The sequence below is a fragment of the Peribacillus sp. NPDC094092 genome (genome assembly GCF_050279365.1).
In the GTDB taxonomy this organism is placed as follows: Bacteria; Bacillota; Bacilli; order Bacillales; family DSM-1321; genus Peribacillus.
The window spans coordinates 1,306,078-1,321,424 of record NZ_JBNNUC010000001.1 but is presented as its reverse complement, the minus strand read 5'-3'; the positions used below and the strand labels follow the sequence as shown (position 1 = coordinate 1,321,424).

Genomic DNA, 15,347 nt, shown 5'->3' with positions numbered 1-15,347 from the left:
ATATTTAATATTCAGAAAAATAATTCTCCATTTTCTCTTCTTTTTCCTGTTCGATTTATTAAAACACGCAAATAGGCCTATGTATTTCAGGTTCAATGTGATTTACATATTTTTTCTGGATATAGTAAAATCCCCTCCAAGTGTGAGTGTATCATCTACGGATTACCAGTAGCCTTTTACATTTTCCACCTAGTGGGGATTCAATATCAGCCTTTTTTTGATGTCATTTAGCTTGGTAATGAACCACATTTTCAACGAGCTGTTTCGTAACTTTCCCCTGATATTCTAAATAATCCAAATGGCCAATGATTTCTGACATGACGAGCGGGAATTCTGCAATATATTTTTGTTTGTAAAACTCCTTTGCCAGTTCATTGCCGGTAGAAATTCCGGATTCTATCAAGGTCAGGATTTTTTGTGATTTTCTCTCTATGCTATTAAGTCTTTTTTCGATCAAATGACCAGGTTGTTCAATGATGTTACCATGACCAGGAAAGAGGAGATTCACCTGTAATGCTAAACATCGTTTTAATGAATCGATATGATCTACAAGAGTCAGCATTCTATTACCATTTTCATCAGGTTCGATCAAGGCATTGCTTGATATATGTTCAATCAATAAATCACCGGCAAGAAGCTGTTTCCCTTCTTGGTCAAGGAAAGCAATTTGATCCGGGGCATGACCGGGAAATTCGATCACTTCGAAATTCAGCCATTGTTTTTCCGTGATTGCGATGATGTCACCATTCAGTTTTTGATCTTTATTATTATCGACAGCATTGAATAGGTAGGCTACTTGTTTATCTCCAAGTTCACCACAGCCCATCTCAATGTATAGCTGCTTATAGAATTCAATTCTCATACTTAAGAAGTCAGGGTCCCTTTTTAAACGGGGAATGGATTCAGAATGGGCATAAATAGGAATCGGATGGAGTTCGGTAATCCGGTTGACCAAACCAACATGGTCTCCATGGTGATGGGTTAATAAAATTTCCGTGATATCTCCAACGGTAAATCCATTTTCGTATAATGTTTGCTGAAGTGCATTCCAGCAAACGTCATCATTCATGCCTGCGTCGACTAATGTTAAAGATTCATCCTGTTTAACTAAATAAAAGTTTATACTTTTTAAAGATAAAGCGCTTGGAGCTATAATTGGATAAATTTTAAATGTTGTTTTCGTTTTCATGAACGTCCCATATCCTCCTAAATCGAGATAAACTTCATCTGGTAAATTGTTGATTACTAATGACCGAATAGTTTAAAGGGTTATTATTCTATGATTAGTTGAATGAATTGAAACTGTCAAGCTGTATCCTCCTTGTAAACAAGAAAATTAATAGTAAGAATGATTGGAAATGGATGGTCTATTTATCTAGTTTATTTTAAAATTGAATAAACAAGCTAGCAATTTAGCCAATATTCTTATAATTGATTGTTTGGTAATGAAAACTGAAGGTGAAAATGGTGCAAGAAGGGGTATGTGAAATTAAATGGTATAGGGGGTTATGGTTTGAAGCCAAAGATTTATATTACAAGGAAATTGCCGGAACGAATCATCGAAGGTCTTAGGCAGAATTATGATGTCAGGATGTGGGAGCAAGAGGATATACCGGTCCCTAGAGAAGTCCTTGAAGAAGAAATCAAACAAGTCGAGGGGCTGCTTTGCTTATTGACGGAACAAATCGATGAATCACTGATTGAACGGGCGCCTAACCTGAAGATCATCGCGAATATGGCAGTGGGCCATAATAATATTGATGTTCGAAGTGCAACAAAACGGGGCATCATGGTCACGAACACACCGGGGGTTTTAACGGAAACGACAGCTGACTTAACCTTCGGCTTACTGCTTGCAACGGCAAGAAGGATGATGGAGGCAGAAGATTATTTAAGGAACGGAAAGTGGGAAACCTGGTCGCCGATGCAGCTGACCGGACAAGATGTGCACGGTGCAACGCTTGGTATAATCGGCTTAGGAAGGATTGGTGAAGCCCTGGCAAAAAGAGCTAAGGGATTTGATATGAATTTGGTGTATTTTAATCGAAGCCGTAAATATGAACAGGAAAAGGAATTAGGAATCGAATATCAGCCCCTTGAAACATTGCTCCAAATATCGGATTTCGTTTGTGTCATGCTGCCGCTCACACCGGAAACCACTTATATGATTGGCAAGGAGCAGCTGGAATTAATGAAAGGGACGGCTGTGCTCATTAATACAGCAAGAGGCGGGATTATCGATGAAAAGGCGTTGTACCAGGCGCTGGAAAACCGAGAGATTTGGGCGGCTGGATTGGATGTTTTCGAAGAAGAACCCGTCCCTGTGGATCACCCGCTGCTAACTTTGCCTAATGTCGTTACACTTCCGCACATCGGGAGTGCCAGCATTGCCACAAGATTGAAGATGGCAGCTCTTGCGGTACAAAACTTGATGGATGGATTATCTGGTGATACTCCGCGTAATTTAGTATTGTTGAATAAATCAAAATGACCTCAAAAGGGGGTCATTTTTTATGGGGAATTGTTTGGAACTTAGTTTTTCCCTTTGGTTCGCAGTGCCTTCAAATATATTTATTGATTTAAAACTTGAGTACCAGAGGGAAGAATCCAAATCAAGGGAAGCATACTTATCGTAAATTGTTCAGATCTTTTGTAAAATAAAGAAAGTCGAGTTTTATTCAGGAAAAATAATTAGTTGAAAGGGATAGGGTTAATAGTGATTGAAATGAAGGAAACGATATCATCAGGCAACGAAATGACTAAATCCAAAAGGCTGTTGATGGCTCTTATGCTGGGTTCTTTTGCGGCGATTGGACCACTGTCACTTGATATGTATTTACCGGGTCTCCCTACACTGGCGGAGGATCTGAAAAGCAGTACGTCTTTAGCACAGCTGAGTTTGACGGCCTGCTTGTTAGGATTGGCTTTAGGCCAAATTTATTTAGGGCCGCTAAGTGATGCAAAAGGAAGACGGACACCGTTAATCATATCTTTAACCATTTATTGCATATCTTCTCTGATATGCGCTTTTGCTCCAACCATTGAATTGCTTTTATTATTACGTTTTATCCAAGGTATTGCGGGAGCGGGAGGCATTGTCATTTCAAGGGCGATAGTTCGTGACCTTTTTTCAGGATCGGATTTGACCAAGTTCTTCTCCATGTTAATGCTGGTGAATGGGGCGGCACCGATATTGGCCCCGGTTTTTGGCGGTCAGCTTTTGCAGTTCACGTCATGGAGGGGAGTCTTCGTTGTCATTTCAGTATTAAGTATCATTATGGTTGCGGCTGCATTTTTTGGGATTAAGGAAACTTTAACGTCTAATTTCAGAAGTGCAGGTGGGGTAAATAATACTATCAGGACATTTGGAAAATTATTGAGAGATCGTGTGTTTATGGGCTATGCTTTTGCACAAGGGTTCATAAGTGCAGCCATGTTCGCTTATATTTCCGGATCGCCTTTTGTTCTCCAGAACATTTATGGGGTTTCCCCGCAGACCTTCAGCCTGATCTTTGCAATTAACGGAATCGGGATCATCATCGCTTCACAAGTAGCCGGGAAGCTTGCAGGGAAGGTTAAAGAAGAAAAGCTTCTTCAAATGGGATTATGTCTAGCTTTGTTTGGGGGACTATTACTTCTTGCCTCAGTCCTTCTCGAAATGGGGTTGGCAGGAATCTTGGTCGCTTTATTCCTTTCCGTCTCCAGCGTCGGTATTGTCGGTACAACGAGTTTTTCTTTAGCGATGCAAAATCAGAAAAAAACAGCAGGCAGTGCTTCGGCTTTAATTGGCCTGCTTCCCTTCATATTAGGATCACTAATGGCTCCCTTGGTTGGATTAGGTTCAGGTGAGTCACCATTGCCGATGGGAATTGTGATGGTTAGCTGTCATGTTATCGCCATGTGCGCGTATTTACTCCTTGCCCGTCGCGGGTTAAGGCGAGTTGGTTAAAAAGGAAAAAAGCTGAAATCCTGATGTGGATTTCAGCTTTTTCTTTTTGAATCATAATAGTGATTCTGCCCCATCGATATACACTTCCGTTCCCGTGATATGTGAAGACATGTCCGATGCTAGAAACAATACGAGATCACCAGCTTGTTCGGTAGTCCCCGCTTTCTTCGCCAGGGGCTGGGAGCCTTGCGGATATTCAATGGGAATCCTGATTTTTTTCAAGTTATCATCTTCCGGGAATGTGTTATCGTGAATGTTCGTATCGATGGAGCCGGGACAAATGGTATTTACCCGGATTTTATATCTTGCCAATTCGAGTGCAGCCATTTTACCGAAAGCGACTTGACCGGCTTTGGATGAACTATAAGCGGAAAAACCAAAATTCTTGAAGAATCGGTTTCCATTGATGGAGCTGTTGATTACGATGCTGCCTCCCGTTTCCTTCATGTAGGGAATGGCGTATTTGATGGTGAGAAAGGTGCCTTTGAGGTTGATGGTATGTGTCTGATCCCAATCTTCTGGCTTAATGTCTTCTATAGGGGCAATCACTCCGTTGATGCCCGCGTTTGCAAATACAAAATCAATTCTCCCAAAATGTTCATGGGCCGTCTTGTAGGCATGTTCAACTTGCTCAGCCTTGGAAACATCCGTTTTAATGATTAAAGCCTCTCGACCAAGGTTTTCCACTTCTTCCTTCACTTTTTCGGCATTTTCGACTGTACGGTCAAAAAAGATGATGTTCGCGCCGTTTTCAGCCAGTTTCAGTGCGGCACCCCTGCCAATTCCTGATCCTCCACCGGTAATGATGGCAACTTTGTTTTTCATTAATTCTGTCATAAACTTCACACGCTCCTTTTAAGTTTTCTTTCCCATTTTGGGAGTATGTAGAAACATCATGGCAGTGATAATATAGAAAAATTATAAACGAATATTGCCTAAAAAATCCAATTTAAACAATTACGAGTGTTCATTATACTTTGTTTTTCAATGAAATGACTGTATATTGAGGACATAATTAAGTTAGCTTGAAAGGGGATAGGTTGTTGATAAGATTAGGGGTAATAGGTACAAATTGGATTACGGAACGATTTTTGGAGGCTGCGAAGCATGTAGAGGATTTAACTTTAACCGCCGTGTATTCGCGTACAGAAGAGAAAGCCAAGGAATTTGCCAATAAATACGAAGTACATACGACTTTTACGGATTTAGAAGAAATGGCTGCCACCGATGAAATCGACGCTGTATACATAGCAAGTCCTAACTCCCATCATTGCAGGCAAGCCGTGTTGTTTTTACAAAATAAAAAACATGTATTATGTGAAAAACCAATGGCCTCGAATGCGGCAGAAGTAAGGGAAATGATCGAGGCTGCAAAACAAAATGATGTGCTATTGATGGAAGCGATGAAATCGACCATCATGCCTAATTTCGAAAGCATAAAGGGGAATCTGGATAAAATAGGGAAGGTACGGCGTTTCTCGGGAAGCTTTTGCCAATATTCATCTCGATATGATTCATACAAACAAGGCACAGTGCTGAATGCATTCAATCCTGAATTCTCCAGTGGCTCTTTAATGGATCTTGGAATTTACGTACTCTATCCGCTTGTTGTTCTCTTCGGTAAACCAAATAAGGTACAGGCATCCGGAACGATGCTAGAATCAGGAGTCGATGGGCAAGGTACGATTCTGCTTTCCTATGATGAAATGGAAGCAGTCGTCATGTTCTCCAAGATTACTGAATCCAACTTGCCTTCGGAAATTCAAGGTGAACATGGAAGCATCATCATTCAGAAAATTTCAGGACCGCAAGCAGTGAATATTCAGTATCGGGATGGAACCACTGAAAATATTTCAGTTAAACAGGATATGCCCACCATGTATTATGAAGCGAAAGAGTTTGTTGGATTGATACAGCAGGGGAAAATGGAGTCCGATATAAATTCATATTCGAATTCACTATTGACTATGGAAATCATGGATGAAGCAAGAAAGCAAATCGGAATCGTCTTTCCTTCAGACCGCTTATAAGCATTTGAGTGGACATGGCGGATAAGGAAGGGTAAAAATGGATGTTACCGATAAACCGTAATTGGGTAGAATTCAGTACAGGGATAATTTTATTGTTGGGGGAATGGACATGAAATGCAAAATTAATCGTAATGCAGCTAAGGTCTTACAAAAAATACTGAGCACTGAAGAAGCTGAAGGGAAAATGATCCGGGTATATATCACCCATATGCATGGCGATCATGCCCATTATGACATGAAACTAGATACACCGGCAGAACATGATGAAATCGTCAAAACAGATAAAGATATCGATATTTTACTGGATTCACGTGAAGAATTTCTGGATGGTGTCTGGATTAAATATTTTTATGTACCTGAAGAAGGCTTTGAAATCACGAACCCTTCTAAAGAACCGAACGGACATCATCACCATTAAGAGTAAAGGGGGAGGTTTGGCATGAATCAAAAATACGAAAAAATCTTTCAACCATATACATTTCCATCAGGGGTAGAAGTGAAAAATCGTATCATGATGGCTCCTATGACCACTTATTCTTCGGATGATCAAGGTTTTGTAACCGATGATGAACTGGCCTATTACGCTGAGCGCTCTGCAGGTGTAGGCGCGGTAGTCACGGCATGTGCCTATGTATCTGCTGGAGGAAAGGGATTCCCAGGGCAGCTTAGTGCAGATGACGATTCCTTTATCCCATCTTTGAGGAAACTAGCCGAAACGATCCAATCCAATGGGTCAAAAGCGATTCTGCAAATATATCATGGAGGCCGGCAAAGTCCGCCGGAATTATTGCCTAGCCAACCTGTTTCTGCCAGTGCCATTGCTTTCAACGAGGAAGCACCTGTACCGCGGGAAATGAGTGAAGACGAAATACAAGACGTTATTAAGGCATTTGGCGAAGCAACAAGAAGGGCCATCGAAGCAGGGTTCGATGGCGTGGAAATCCATGGTGCCAATACGTACTTGCTTCAACAGTTCTTCTCGCCACACTCGAACCGTCGTACGGATAACTGGGGTGGGACACTGGGTCAACGATTGATTTTCCCGCTTACCATCGTGAATGAAGTAGAGAAAATGGTTGCCGAGCATGCAAAAAATCCGTTTATCATCGGCTACCGCCTTTCTCCTGAAGAAGGCAGCAATCCTGGAATCACTTTGGATGATACCATCCAATTCGTTGACAGACTAGCGAATCAAAACCTGGATTATCTACATATATCGGTGGGTCACTTCTGGAATGGCTCATTCCGTGAGAGTGATAGGGAAAAGTCGCGCATCGTTAAAATTTACTCTAAAGTAGGTAATCGTATCCCTGTGGTCGGTGTAGGGTCTCTGCATACACCTGATGAAGTTGCAGAAGCAATGGAAACGGGTGTCCCTTTTATCGCCCTTGGCCGTGAGCTTCTTATGGAACCGCACTGGATTGAAAAAATCAGGTCTGGAAAAGAAGCGGAAATACGGACGACCCTCTCAAAAAAAGATCAGGATGAACTGGTCATTCCAGATCCGCTTTGGGAAAAGTTAATTGGGATAAAAGGTTGGCTCCCGGTTGTGGAGTGATTGTTAATGTCTTGAATAATATGTTCCCCGTCCTCCAAAGGAGGACGGGTTTTGTATGTGTACATATGAATCTAACAACAACAGATGTAGGTTAATCATCTTTTGCTAAAAAGGGGAGATGGATACTGCAGAATCCATCTCATTTTCTATCGTCTATGATTGATTCTGGATTTATTCATTCTTCATCGTAAATACTATCTTTAATGCAAAGTTCATGTAGTCAAATAGGAATGAAAGTAATATAATCATATTGATATTTGTACCAATGAATAAAATATATTATTATCAATTTTATAAGCGGGCGTGAAAATGGAGGGTGTATAATGAAATTTCCACACGATTTTTTATTCGGAGCAGCTTCTGCTTCTTTTCAAATAGAAGGAGCATGGGATGAAGATGGAAAAGGTATAACGAATTGGGATGTCTTTTCAAAAATTCCAGGGAAAACATTTGAAGGCACAAACGGGGATGTAGCGATAGACCATTATCATCGTTACAAAGAAGACATTAAATTAATGGCAGAGATGGGACTTGAATCATACCGGTTTTCCATTTCATGGGCACGTATTTTGCCAACTGGTGACGGGGAAGTAAATGAAAAAGGCGTGGAATTTTATAATAATGTTATTGATGAATGCTTAAAATATGGGATTGTTCCATTTGTTACGCTGTATCATTGGGATTTGCCTTTGACGCTTGAACAAGATGGGGGATGGACGAATAAGCGAACAGCTGAAGCATTCGTCAAGTATGCGGAAATTTGCTTTCGCGCATTCGGAGACCGCATCAAACATTGGATCACGTTTAATGAAACGGTTATGTTTTGCGGTCTGGGCTATTTAAAAGGAGCGCACCCGCCTGGAATCCAAAACGATGAAAATAAATACTTTCAAGCGACACATTATGTTTTTTATGCACATGCAAAAGCGATAGAGGTATACAAGTCACTGAAGCAATACGGTGAAATTGGGATTACCCATGTTTTCCTGCCTGCTTACAGTATAAATGACAAACATGAGAATGTATTGGCTGCCCGGCATGCCAATGAATATGAAACTTTTTGGTATTATGACCCCATTTTAAAGGGTGAATATCCAGCTTATGTGGTTGAGCAATTAAAGGAAAAAGGCTGGACGCCAAGTTGGACCGAAGAGGAACTGGATACGCTAAAAAGAAATGCGGAGAAAAATGATTTTATTGGACTCAATTATTATCAGCCCATTCGAGTGGAAAAGAATCGGGAAGCCGTTTCAAACATGGAGCATTCAAGAGAAACATCTACTCTAGCTCCAGGGAACCCGTCTTTTGATAACTTTTATCGGACCGTAAAAATGGATGATAAAACATATACAAAATGGGGCTGGGAAATCTCACCTCAAGGATTTTTAGATGGGCTGCATATGTTAAAAGAACGTTTTGGTGATATTAAAATGTATGTTACAGAGAACGGACTTGGTGATGAGGATCCGATTATCGATGGTGAAATAGTCGATGTTCCCCGAATTAAATATATTGAGGAACACTTAAAAGTGATTAAACGTGCAATCAATGAAGGCATCCATTTAAAAGGGTATTACGCATGGTCTGTCATCGATCTATTAAGTTGGTTGAACGGGTATAAGAAGCAATACGGATTTATTTACGTGGATCATCATGATCAGTTAAACCGGAAAAAGAAGCTGTCGTTTCATTGGTATAAGCATATTATCGAGACGAGAGGGGAAGAGCTGTAGACCAAAAAGAAAACCTCTTGATTTTATCAAGAGGTTTTTTGTGTATATATAGAGCTTGAGCCGAGAGCATGCTTTGAGAAACCTTTCTCAAAACATGCTCTTTCCATTGTAATCAAGGTTTCCGGTATGGGGAATTAGTCCAAAGTTCAAATCTCCTGATTCGTAGTCTGAATCTCCGGCTTCAAATTAACCAGACTGGAAGTATGGTCCCGGATTGTAATGTGAATGTAAAAAAATGCAAAAAGTTGTAAACAAATGTTAACGTTACTAACAATGTACAGTTCTACGTTTTACTGTATAGTGTTGAAGCGTGGTCGATTCCATGTCAAATAACCTAACAAAAGGAGATTACATATGACGATTATTTCTTAGCTTTGATAAGTCCCCCGCATGGTTTGTCCCGTTGAAAAAAACTACAATAGTTAGATTCATTTCGATCAAGCAACTCCCTCAAAAATGAAAGAAGGTCATTTTTCCAGATGATAGTAGATTCCAATAAAAAAACGATTAAGGATGTGAGTTTGAAAAGGATGATAAAAGATTCTAGATTTCAAGGATATAATATGAAGGGTTTTCAAAAGGACGTAACGGCAGGATTGGTCGTAGGTGTTGTGGCAATCCCTTTAGGATTGGCTTTTGCAATTGCTTCAGGCGTCGAACCAATATATGGGTTATATACGACCATCATCGCTGGAATCCTCATATCGATTTTGGGTGGCTCCAAGTATCAAATTGGAGGGCCAACCGGGGCGTTTGTTCCTTTATTATTTGGAATCGTTATGCAGTATGGGTATGAAAGCCTGCTTATTGCCGGGTTTTTAGCGGGGATTATATTGGTCTTGATGGGTCTTCTTAAGTTGGGCAATTTGATGAAGTTCATTCCCCGTCCTGTCATCATTGGATTTACAACAGGAATAGCGATAATAATCTTTTCAGGGCAAATTGCCAACTTCTTCGGCATGAAAGTGGAAAAACATGAAGCGTTCATGGATAACATGAAGGAACTGGTGATTAAAGCGGACACGATCAATATATATAGTGTGCTTGTGGCAATTATATGTTTTGTCGTCATACTGCTCGCACCTAGACTTCTGCCCCGAGTGCCAGGACCGCTTCTTGGATTGCTAATATCAACAATGGCAGCCTACTTTTTATTTCCCGATAAGGTCGCTACAATTGGTTCCACGTATGGAGCGATTCCGAAAGGTTTTCCGGAATTCCAAGTGCCGGAGCTTTCAATGGAAGTCATCATCACACTCCTTCCCGTTGCAATTACAATTGCCATGTTAGGCGGTGTCGAGTCATTGTTATCCGCTACAGTGGCTGATAACATGGGTGGAACCAAGCATGATAGCAATAAGGAATTGGTTGGGCAAGGAATCGCGAACATCGCGACCCCATTCTTCGGCGGGATACCTGCAACAGGTGCTATTGCCAGGACAGCTACCAATATAAAAAGCGGGGCTATCTCCCCAATGTCCGGAGTCATTCACGGTATTGTCGTCTTACTGGTTTTGCTGGTGCTTTCTCCATATGCAGCACATATACCTTTGGCGAGCATGGCGCCCATATTGATGTTTGTTGCCTGGAATATGAGTGAAAGAAAAGAATTCGCTCATGTATTGAAAACGAAGACGGCAGATTCTGCGGTTTTGCTGGTCACCTTCCTCATCACTGTCTTCACTGATTTAATCATGGGAGTGGGAATCGGCTTATTGATTGCATTCATCACCTTCATTGCAAAAATGAGCCACACGTTAAAGGTTAGGGAGAGAAGTCATGAGGTTACTGAGATTGTTCCAATCGATAATTCGGATTCGAAGATCAATGTGTATAACTTGGAAGGCCCCCTCTTCTTTGGTTCGATAGACGTCCTGGAGTCATCGATCTTGGAGAACTTGGATAATAAAACGAAAGTATTGGTATTAAGCATGCGCCGGGTAACCTATATGGACACTTCAGCAGAGGCTGCACTATTGGCGATTGTTAATCGCATCGGTAAATATAAGGGGAAATTAATCATTTCCGGAATCCAGCAGCAACCAAAGGAATTGTTACTTAGCACAGGTTTATATCATAGGATAGAAAAACAGCACTTTTTTAAATCAAAGGAAGATGCCCTGTATTTTGCCAAGAAGCAGTTGATGGGCAATTCGGATAAAGTAGTCTAATAGATTCATCCTCGAAGTCACCTTTTAGGATAGTTATGTTATAGTATCGTTAACAGTAGATTTAAAAAGAAGGTGACTATCTGGGTGAATGTATATCGGATTGGCCAGCTTGCTGAACTTGCGAATGTTTCGCGTAGAACCATTGACTATTACACACAATTAGGAATGCTGAACTATGAAAAAACTGGGTCAAGATATCGATATTACACAGAAGATGCTTTAAATCGTCTTCAAATGATTAATCGGTATAAGGAACAGAATATGCCGTTGACTGAAATCAAGGAACGGTTACAAGTCTTGTCGGAAACCACTGTTGATTCTGAGCAAGTGCTCCTGATGGTGGACAAGATATCTACAGACCTTAAAGGACTGGAGAATGAATTGCTTGAATTAAAGCCGTTACTGGAACAGCTCGATGAACAGCAATTAACATATGCTGCGCAACAGCTTTCCGTTCGGAGCAGCTCTTTATTGAGCATCATTGCCATGCTCACCTAAGGTAATGCCGAGTTCAACAAAAAAGACCTGATTGGGTCTTTTTTTGTTGAACTGGTCATTTGAAAATCTATATCTACACTCATAAATGGAGCGGGCAGTACTTTATTTTGCCTGTACTGACCCTATAGATCTTTTTTCGATAAAGATGAAGGATATAAGGGAATGGAAAAAGAAGAACTTAAATATCTACTATTATATGAAGAGGTGAAAGGGAATGATTGGATCAATAGTTACGACGGTAAAAGGACATCTTCAAGGTACTATGGAAAACGATATATGCGTTTGGCGTGGAGTCAGGTATGCGAAAGCTCCGATTGATGGCCTGCGTTTCCGCTCACCGGAGCCAGTTGATAAGTGGAGCGGTGTCATGGATGCAGTGAATTTTGGTCCCATTCCCCCGCAGCCGATGGATCGGGCAGTAAGAACAGGAATGGCCGGAAATGAAAAAATGGATGAGGATTGTTTGTTCCTGAATATTTGGTCACCTAGAGCTGATGATAAAAAACGCCCGGTCATGGTCTGGATTCCTGGAGGCGCATATATAACTGGAGCCGGATCCATCGATATGTACAATGGACATTTATTGGCTAAAAATGGAGATGTAGTCGTAGTAAGCATCAACTATAGGCTGGGGGCACTGGGATATCTGGATTTTACCGAGTTTGCAGGTGATGGGGAAATATTTGAAACCAATTTAGGTTTACGTGATCAAGTGGCGTCTCTTAAATGGGTTAAAGAGAATATAGAAGCGTTTGGCGGCGACCCTGATAATGTTACGATATTTGGTGAATCAGCTGGGGGCAATGCGGTTACGACTTTACTAACTGTTCCGTCAGCGAGAGGTCTTTTTAAACAGGCCATTGCAGAAAGTCCCGCTCCGACATCTGTTTACGGAAAAGGATTTGCGCGCCAATTCAGTGAAAGGTTCCTTGAGATATCGGGCATCGGAAAGAATGAAATCCATCGGTTAAAAACACTTCCTGTTCAAGAGATTGTCTCGTCCTCCTACCAGCTCTTACGGGAAAACTCACAAACCATGCCAGGCTCACTTTCATTCGGACCTGTCGTAGATGGTGACTTCCTGCCCGATTATCCACTGGATTCGATTCGATCCGGAAAAGCAAAGGGAATATCCTTGCTTATAGGTACAAATAGGGATGAAGCGACATTATTCGAACAGATGGATCCCCCTTTAATCCCAACAAATGCAGCAATGATTCATAAAATGTTCGAAAATACAGATCCAGAGGCGAAAGAGAGAATCACGAATGCTTATATAAACTACCCAGATAAGAAAGCTGTGCTTGGCATTGGCCGTGATGCGACTTTCCATATTCCCTCGGTTTGGTATGCGGAGGCATACAGCCGCTTTGAAAAAACTTGGATGTACCGTTTTGATTATAAAACGGCGGCAATGCGCATAAGTAAATTAGGGGCGACGCATGGTATGGAAATCCCTTTTGCCTTCCAGACTTTCGACTCGTCATTTGGGAAACGGATCACTTCATTTGGTTCAAGGTCAGCTGCCTTAAAGGTTTCCCATAGAATGCAAGGCCATTGGGTAAACTTTGCGAAACATGGAAACCCCAATCCCCCGGAAGGTGAAATTTGGCCGAAATACGATGAAACCAACCACTACACCATGATTTTTGATAAAAAGGATTATATTGAAAAAGACCCTGACAGAATGATAAGGTTGGCATGGGAAGGGGTAGGGATTTACAAGTGAAAAATAGTGGATGGGAAGAAAGCGGGGAGTACATGGGTATCAATAATTTCATGTCAACGAAAGATTTATGCGAAATAATGAATCAGGAAGATCCATTATTTCTTACAGAGAGGAGTTATTTGAACCCAGGGATGATTTATATGGATGGCAACTCATTGGGACTTCCAACGAAGCGGCCTAAGAAAAGTTTAATCAAGTCATTGGAAGATTGGAAAAGGTATGGAATAGACGGCCGGACGGAAGGCAGAGCCCGGCAGATTATATGAAAACTATGAAAATAAAAGGAGAATCATTGCCTAGAATGGGAGCAACATATGGAGAAAAATAAGCTGCATCGTGAATTATCATCGAGTCAAATCACAATGATTGCCATGGGGTGTGCAATTGGCACCGGATTATTTTTGGGGAGCGGCCTTGCCATTTCCACGGCAGGTCCTAGTGTACTTATCAGCTATGCAATTGGTGCATTCATTGTCCTTCTGCTGATGGGCTGTTTGGCGGAAATGACTGTGGCCCATCCAACATCAGGATCCTTTGGAACCATTGCCGAAAAATATATAAGTCCATTTGCGGGTTTTGTTGTGAGATATTCATATTGGATAGCGAATGTCCTTGCCATAGGTGTCGAAGTGAGTGCCATCGCTGTTTATATGAAATATTGGTTCCCGGATGTACCTGGGAGCGTTTGGATCTTCCTTTTTGCTGCACTTCTAATCTATGTAAATGCGACGAGTGTCAATACATTCGGGAATTTTGAGTATGTATTTTCCATGATCAAAATCAGCGCCATTGTCATATTCATACTTCTGGGCGCATACGTGGTGATTGGCGCCGAACCTTCAAGCGGGATCGGTGTAGAGAACTTTGCCAAAGAAGGCGGTTTTATGCCTTTCGGTTTTTGGGGGCTCTGGGTCGCCATATTCATTTCTCTCTTCAGCTTTTTAGGGACTGAGTTGATTGCCGTGACGGCGGGAGAAGCGAAGGATCCGGATATTGCCGTCCCTAAAGCTTTGAAGGCGACTGTCTTCAGGCTTGCCACTTTTTATGTACTGACAATCGGGATCATGTTAATGATTGTTCCCTGGCAATCTGCCGGTATTGATAAAAGCCCATTTGTTAGGGTAATGGAAATCCTGAATGTTCCCGGGGCATCGGGGATCATGAATTTCATTATTTTAACCGCTGCAATATCTGCAATGAACAGTCAATTATATGCCTCCACCAGAATGATATTTTCATTATCCGAGCAGAAGCAGGCTCCAGCCCTATTTCAAAAAGTGAGCAAAAAAGGAGTCCCGGTAAGGGCCCTTCTCATATCCACTTTGGGTATATTTCTTGCTGCGGGAGTAAAGGTCCTGCTTCCTGATACTTCGTATGCATTCATGATGGGGATATCGATGTTCGGAGCCATTTTTACCTGGTTCATGGTGTTCATTTCCCACTTGTTTTTCAGGAAGAGGTGGGAGAAATCAGGGGGACGCAAATTACCGGTTAAAATGTATGGATTTCCATATCTAACGATTCTTGGTGCATCTCTTTTGTTTGCTTTGACGGTATCTACCTGGTTCACTGGCCCGTTCAAAATTGTGCTCCAGTTCGGTGTTCCTTGGCTGATTTTTCTTTGCATTGTTTATGTATTGATGTCGAAAATCAAAAGAGCGTAAAGGGAAAGAGGGATA

At 41.5% G+C, this 15,347-nt stretch carries 13 protein-coding genes; 11 read left to right on the top strand and 2 right to left on the bottom strand.

The annotated features are described in order from the left end of the window. Positions 1 to 223 precede the first annotated feature (223 nt). Positions 224 to 1,189 (bottom strand): MBL fold metallo-hydrolase, encoded by a 966-nt coding sequence (locus tag ACQKNS_RS06295; protein WP_427641663.1) that lies wholly within the window; start codon positions 1,187 to 1,189, stop codon positions 224 to 226. 324 nt (positions 1,190 to 1,513) lie between these two features. Between ACQKNS_RS06295 and ACQKNS_RS06290 the strand changes: the two genes are divergently transcribed. Beyond that, a complete protein-coding gene (locus ACQKNS_RS06290) occupies positions 1,514 to 2,491 on the top strand; it encodes a 2-hydroxyacid dehydrogenase (RefSeq protein ID WP_427641662.1) in 978 nt (325 codons plus the stop codon). Positions 2,492 to 2,725: 234 nt separating this feature from the next. Then, on the top strand, positions 2,726 to 3,949 hold the full coding sequence (locus ACQKNS_RS06285; RefSeq protein ID WP_427642155.1) for a multidrug effflux MFS transporter: 1,224 nt from the start codon (positions 2,726 to 2,728) through the stop codon (positions 3,947 to 3,949). 51 nt (positions 3,950 to 4,000) lie between these two features. Here the strand turns inward: ACQKNS_RS06285 and ACQKNS_RS06280 are convergent, their stop codons facing one another. Beyond that, a complete protein-coding gene (locus tag ACQKNS_RS06280) occupies positions 4,001 to 4,786 on the bottom strand; it encodes an SDR family oxidoreductase (protein WP_427641661.1) in 786 nt (261 codons plus the stop codon). Positions 4,787 to 4,992: 206 nt separating this feature from the next. Between ACQKNS_RS06280 and ACQKNS_RS06275 the strand changes: the two genes are divergently transcribed. The 9 genes from ACQKNS_RS06275 to ACQKNS_RS06235 all read left to right on the top strand — a co-directional run bounded on the left by ACQKNS_RS06275 (position 4,993) and on the right by ACQKNS_RS06235 (position 15,332). Then, positions 4,993 to 5,979 carry a Gfo/Idh/MocA family protein gene (locus ACQKNS_RS06275; protein WP_427641660.1) on the top strand — a complete coding sequence of 329 codons (987 nt, stop codon included), beginning with the start codon at positions 4,993 to 4,995 and terminating at the stop codon, positions 5,977 to 5,979. Positions 5,980 to 6,088: 109 nt separating this feature from the next. Then, positions 6,089 to 6,397: an iron-sulfur cluster assembly accessory protein gene (locus ACQKNS_RS06270; RefSeq protein WP_427641659.1), complete on the top strand. Its 309-nt coding sequence runs from the start codon at positions 6,089 to 6,091 to the stop codon at positions 6,395 to 6,397. 21 nt (positions 6,398 to 6,418) lie between these two features. Continuing rightward, positions 6,419 to 7,537, top strand: coding sequence for an NADH-dependent flavin oxidoreductase (locus ACQKNS_RS06265; protein ID WP_427641658.1), 1,119 nt, complete (start codon positions 6,419 to 6,421; stop codon positions 7,535 to 7,537). A 323-nt stretch (positions 7,538 to 7,860) separates the two neighbouring features. Further along, the gene (locus ACQKNS_RS06260; RefSeq protein ID WP_427641657.1) at positions 7,861 to 9,270 is read left to right on the top strand and encodes a GH1 family beta-glucosidase; all 1,410 of its coding nucleotides are present in this window, start codon (positions 7,861 to 7,863) and stop codon (positions 9,268 to 9,270) included. Between the two features lie 530 nt (positions 9,271 to 9,800). Next, on the top strand, positions 9,801 to 11,441 hold the full coding sequence (locus tag ACQKNS_RS06255; protein ID WP_427642153.1) for a SulP family inorganic anion transporter: 1,641 nt from the start codon (positions 9,801 to 9,803) through the stop codon (positions 11,439 to 11,441). Between the two features lie 84 nt (positions 11,442 to 11,525). Further along, positions 11,526 to 11,939, top strand: a complete 414-nt coding sequence (locus tag ACQKNS_RS06250) for a MerR family transcriptional regulator (protein ID WP_427641656.1) — start codon at positions 11,526 to 11,528, stop codon at positions 11,937 to 11,939. Between the two features lie 214 nt (positions 11,940 to 12,153). Beyond that, positions 12,154 to 13,668, top strand: coding sequence for a carboxylesterase/lipase family protein (locus ACQKNS_RS06245; RefSeq protein WP_427641655.1), 1,515 nt, complete (start codon positions 12,154 to 12,156; stop codon positions 13,666 to 13,668). Next, the gene (locus tag ACQKNS_RS06240) at positions 13,665 to 13,934 is read left to right on the top strand and encodes a hypothetical protein (protein ID WP_427641654.1); all 270 of its coding nucleotides are present in this window, start codon (positions 13,665 to 13,667) and stop codon (positions 13,932 to 13,934) included. The genes ACQKNS_RS06245 and ACQKNS_RS06240 overlap by 4 nt, the downstream gene beginning before the upstream one ends. A gap of 48 nt (positions 13,935 to 13,982) precedes the next feature. After that, a complete protein-coding gene (locus tag ACQKNS_RS06235) occupies positions 13,983 to 15,332 on the top strand; it encodes an amino acid permease (protein WP_427641653.1) in 1,350 nt (449 codons plus the stop codon). The last annotated feature ends 15 nt before the right edge of the window (positions 15,333 to 15,347 follow it).

Bases quoted from the DNA above. Each gene is read 5' to 3' on its own strand.
- ACQKNS_RS06270 (WP_427641659.1), top strand. From the start codon at position 6,089: ATGAAATGCAAAATTAATCGTAATGCAGCTAAGGTCTTACAAAAAATA.
- ACQKNS_RS06260 (WP_427641657.1), top strand. From the start codon at position 7,861: ATGAAATTTCCACACGATTTTTTATTCGGAGCAGCTTCTGCTTCTTTT.
- ACQKNS_RS06280 (WP_427641661.1), bottom strand. From the start codon at position 4,786: ATGACAGAATTAATGAAAAACAAAGTTGCCATCATTACCGGTGGAGGA.
- ACQKNS_RS06235 (WP_427641653.1), top strand. From the start codon at position 13,983: ATGGAGAAAAATAAGCTGCATCGTGAATTATCATCGAGTCAAATCACA.
- ACQKNS_RS06295 (WP_427641663.1), bottom strand. From the start codon at position 1,189: ATGAAAACGAAAACAACATTTAAAATTTATCCAATTATAGCTCCAAGC.
- ACQKNS_RS06285 (WP_427642155.1), top strand. From the start codon at position 2,726: ATGAAGGAAACGATATCATCAGGCAACGAAATGACTAAATCCAAAAGG.
- ACQKNS_RS06255 (WP_427642153.1), top strand. From the start codon at position 9,801: ATGATAAAAGATTCTAGATTTCAAGGATATAATATGAAGGGTTTTCAA.
- ACQKNS_RS06245 (WP_427641655.1), top strand. From the start codon at position 12,154: ATGATTGGATCAATAGTTACGACGGTAAAAGGACATCTTCAAGGTACT.
- ACQKNS_RS06265 (WP_427641658.1), top strand. From the start codon at position 6,419: ATGAATCAAAAATACGAAAAAATCTTTCAACCATATACATTTCCATCA.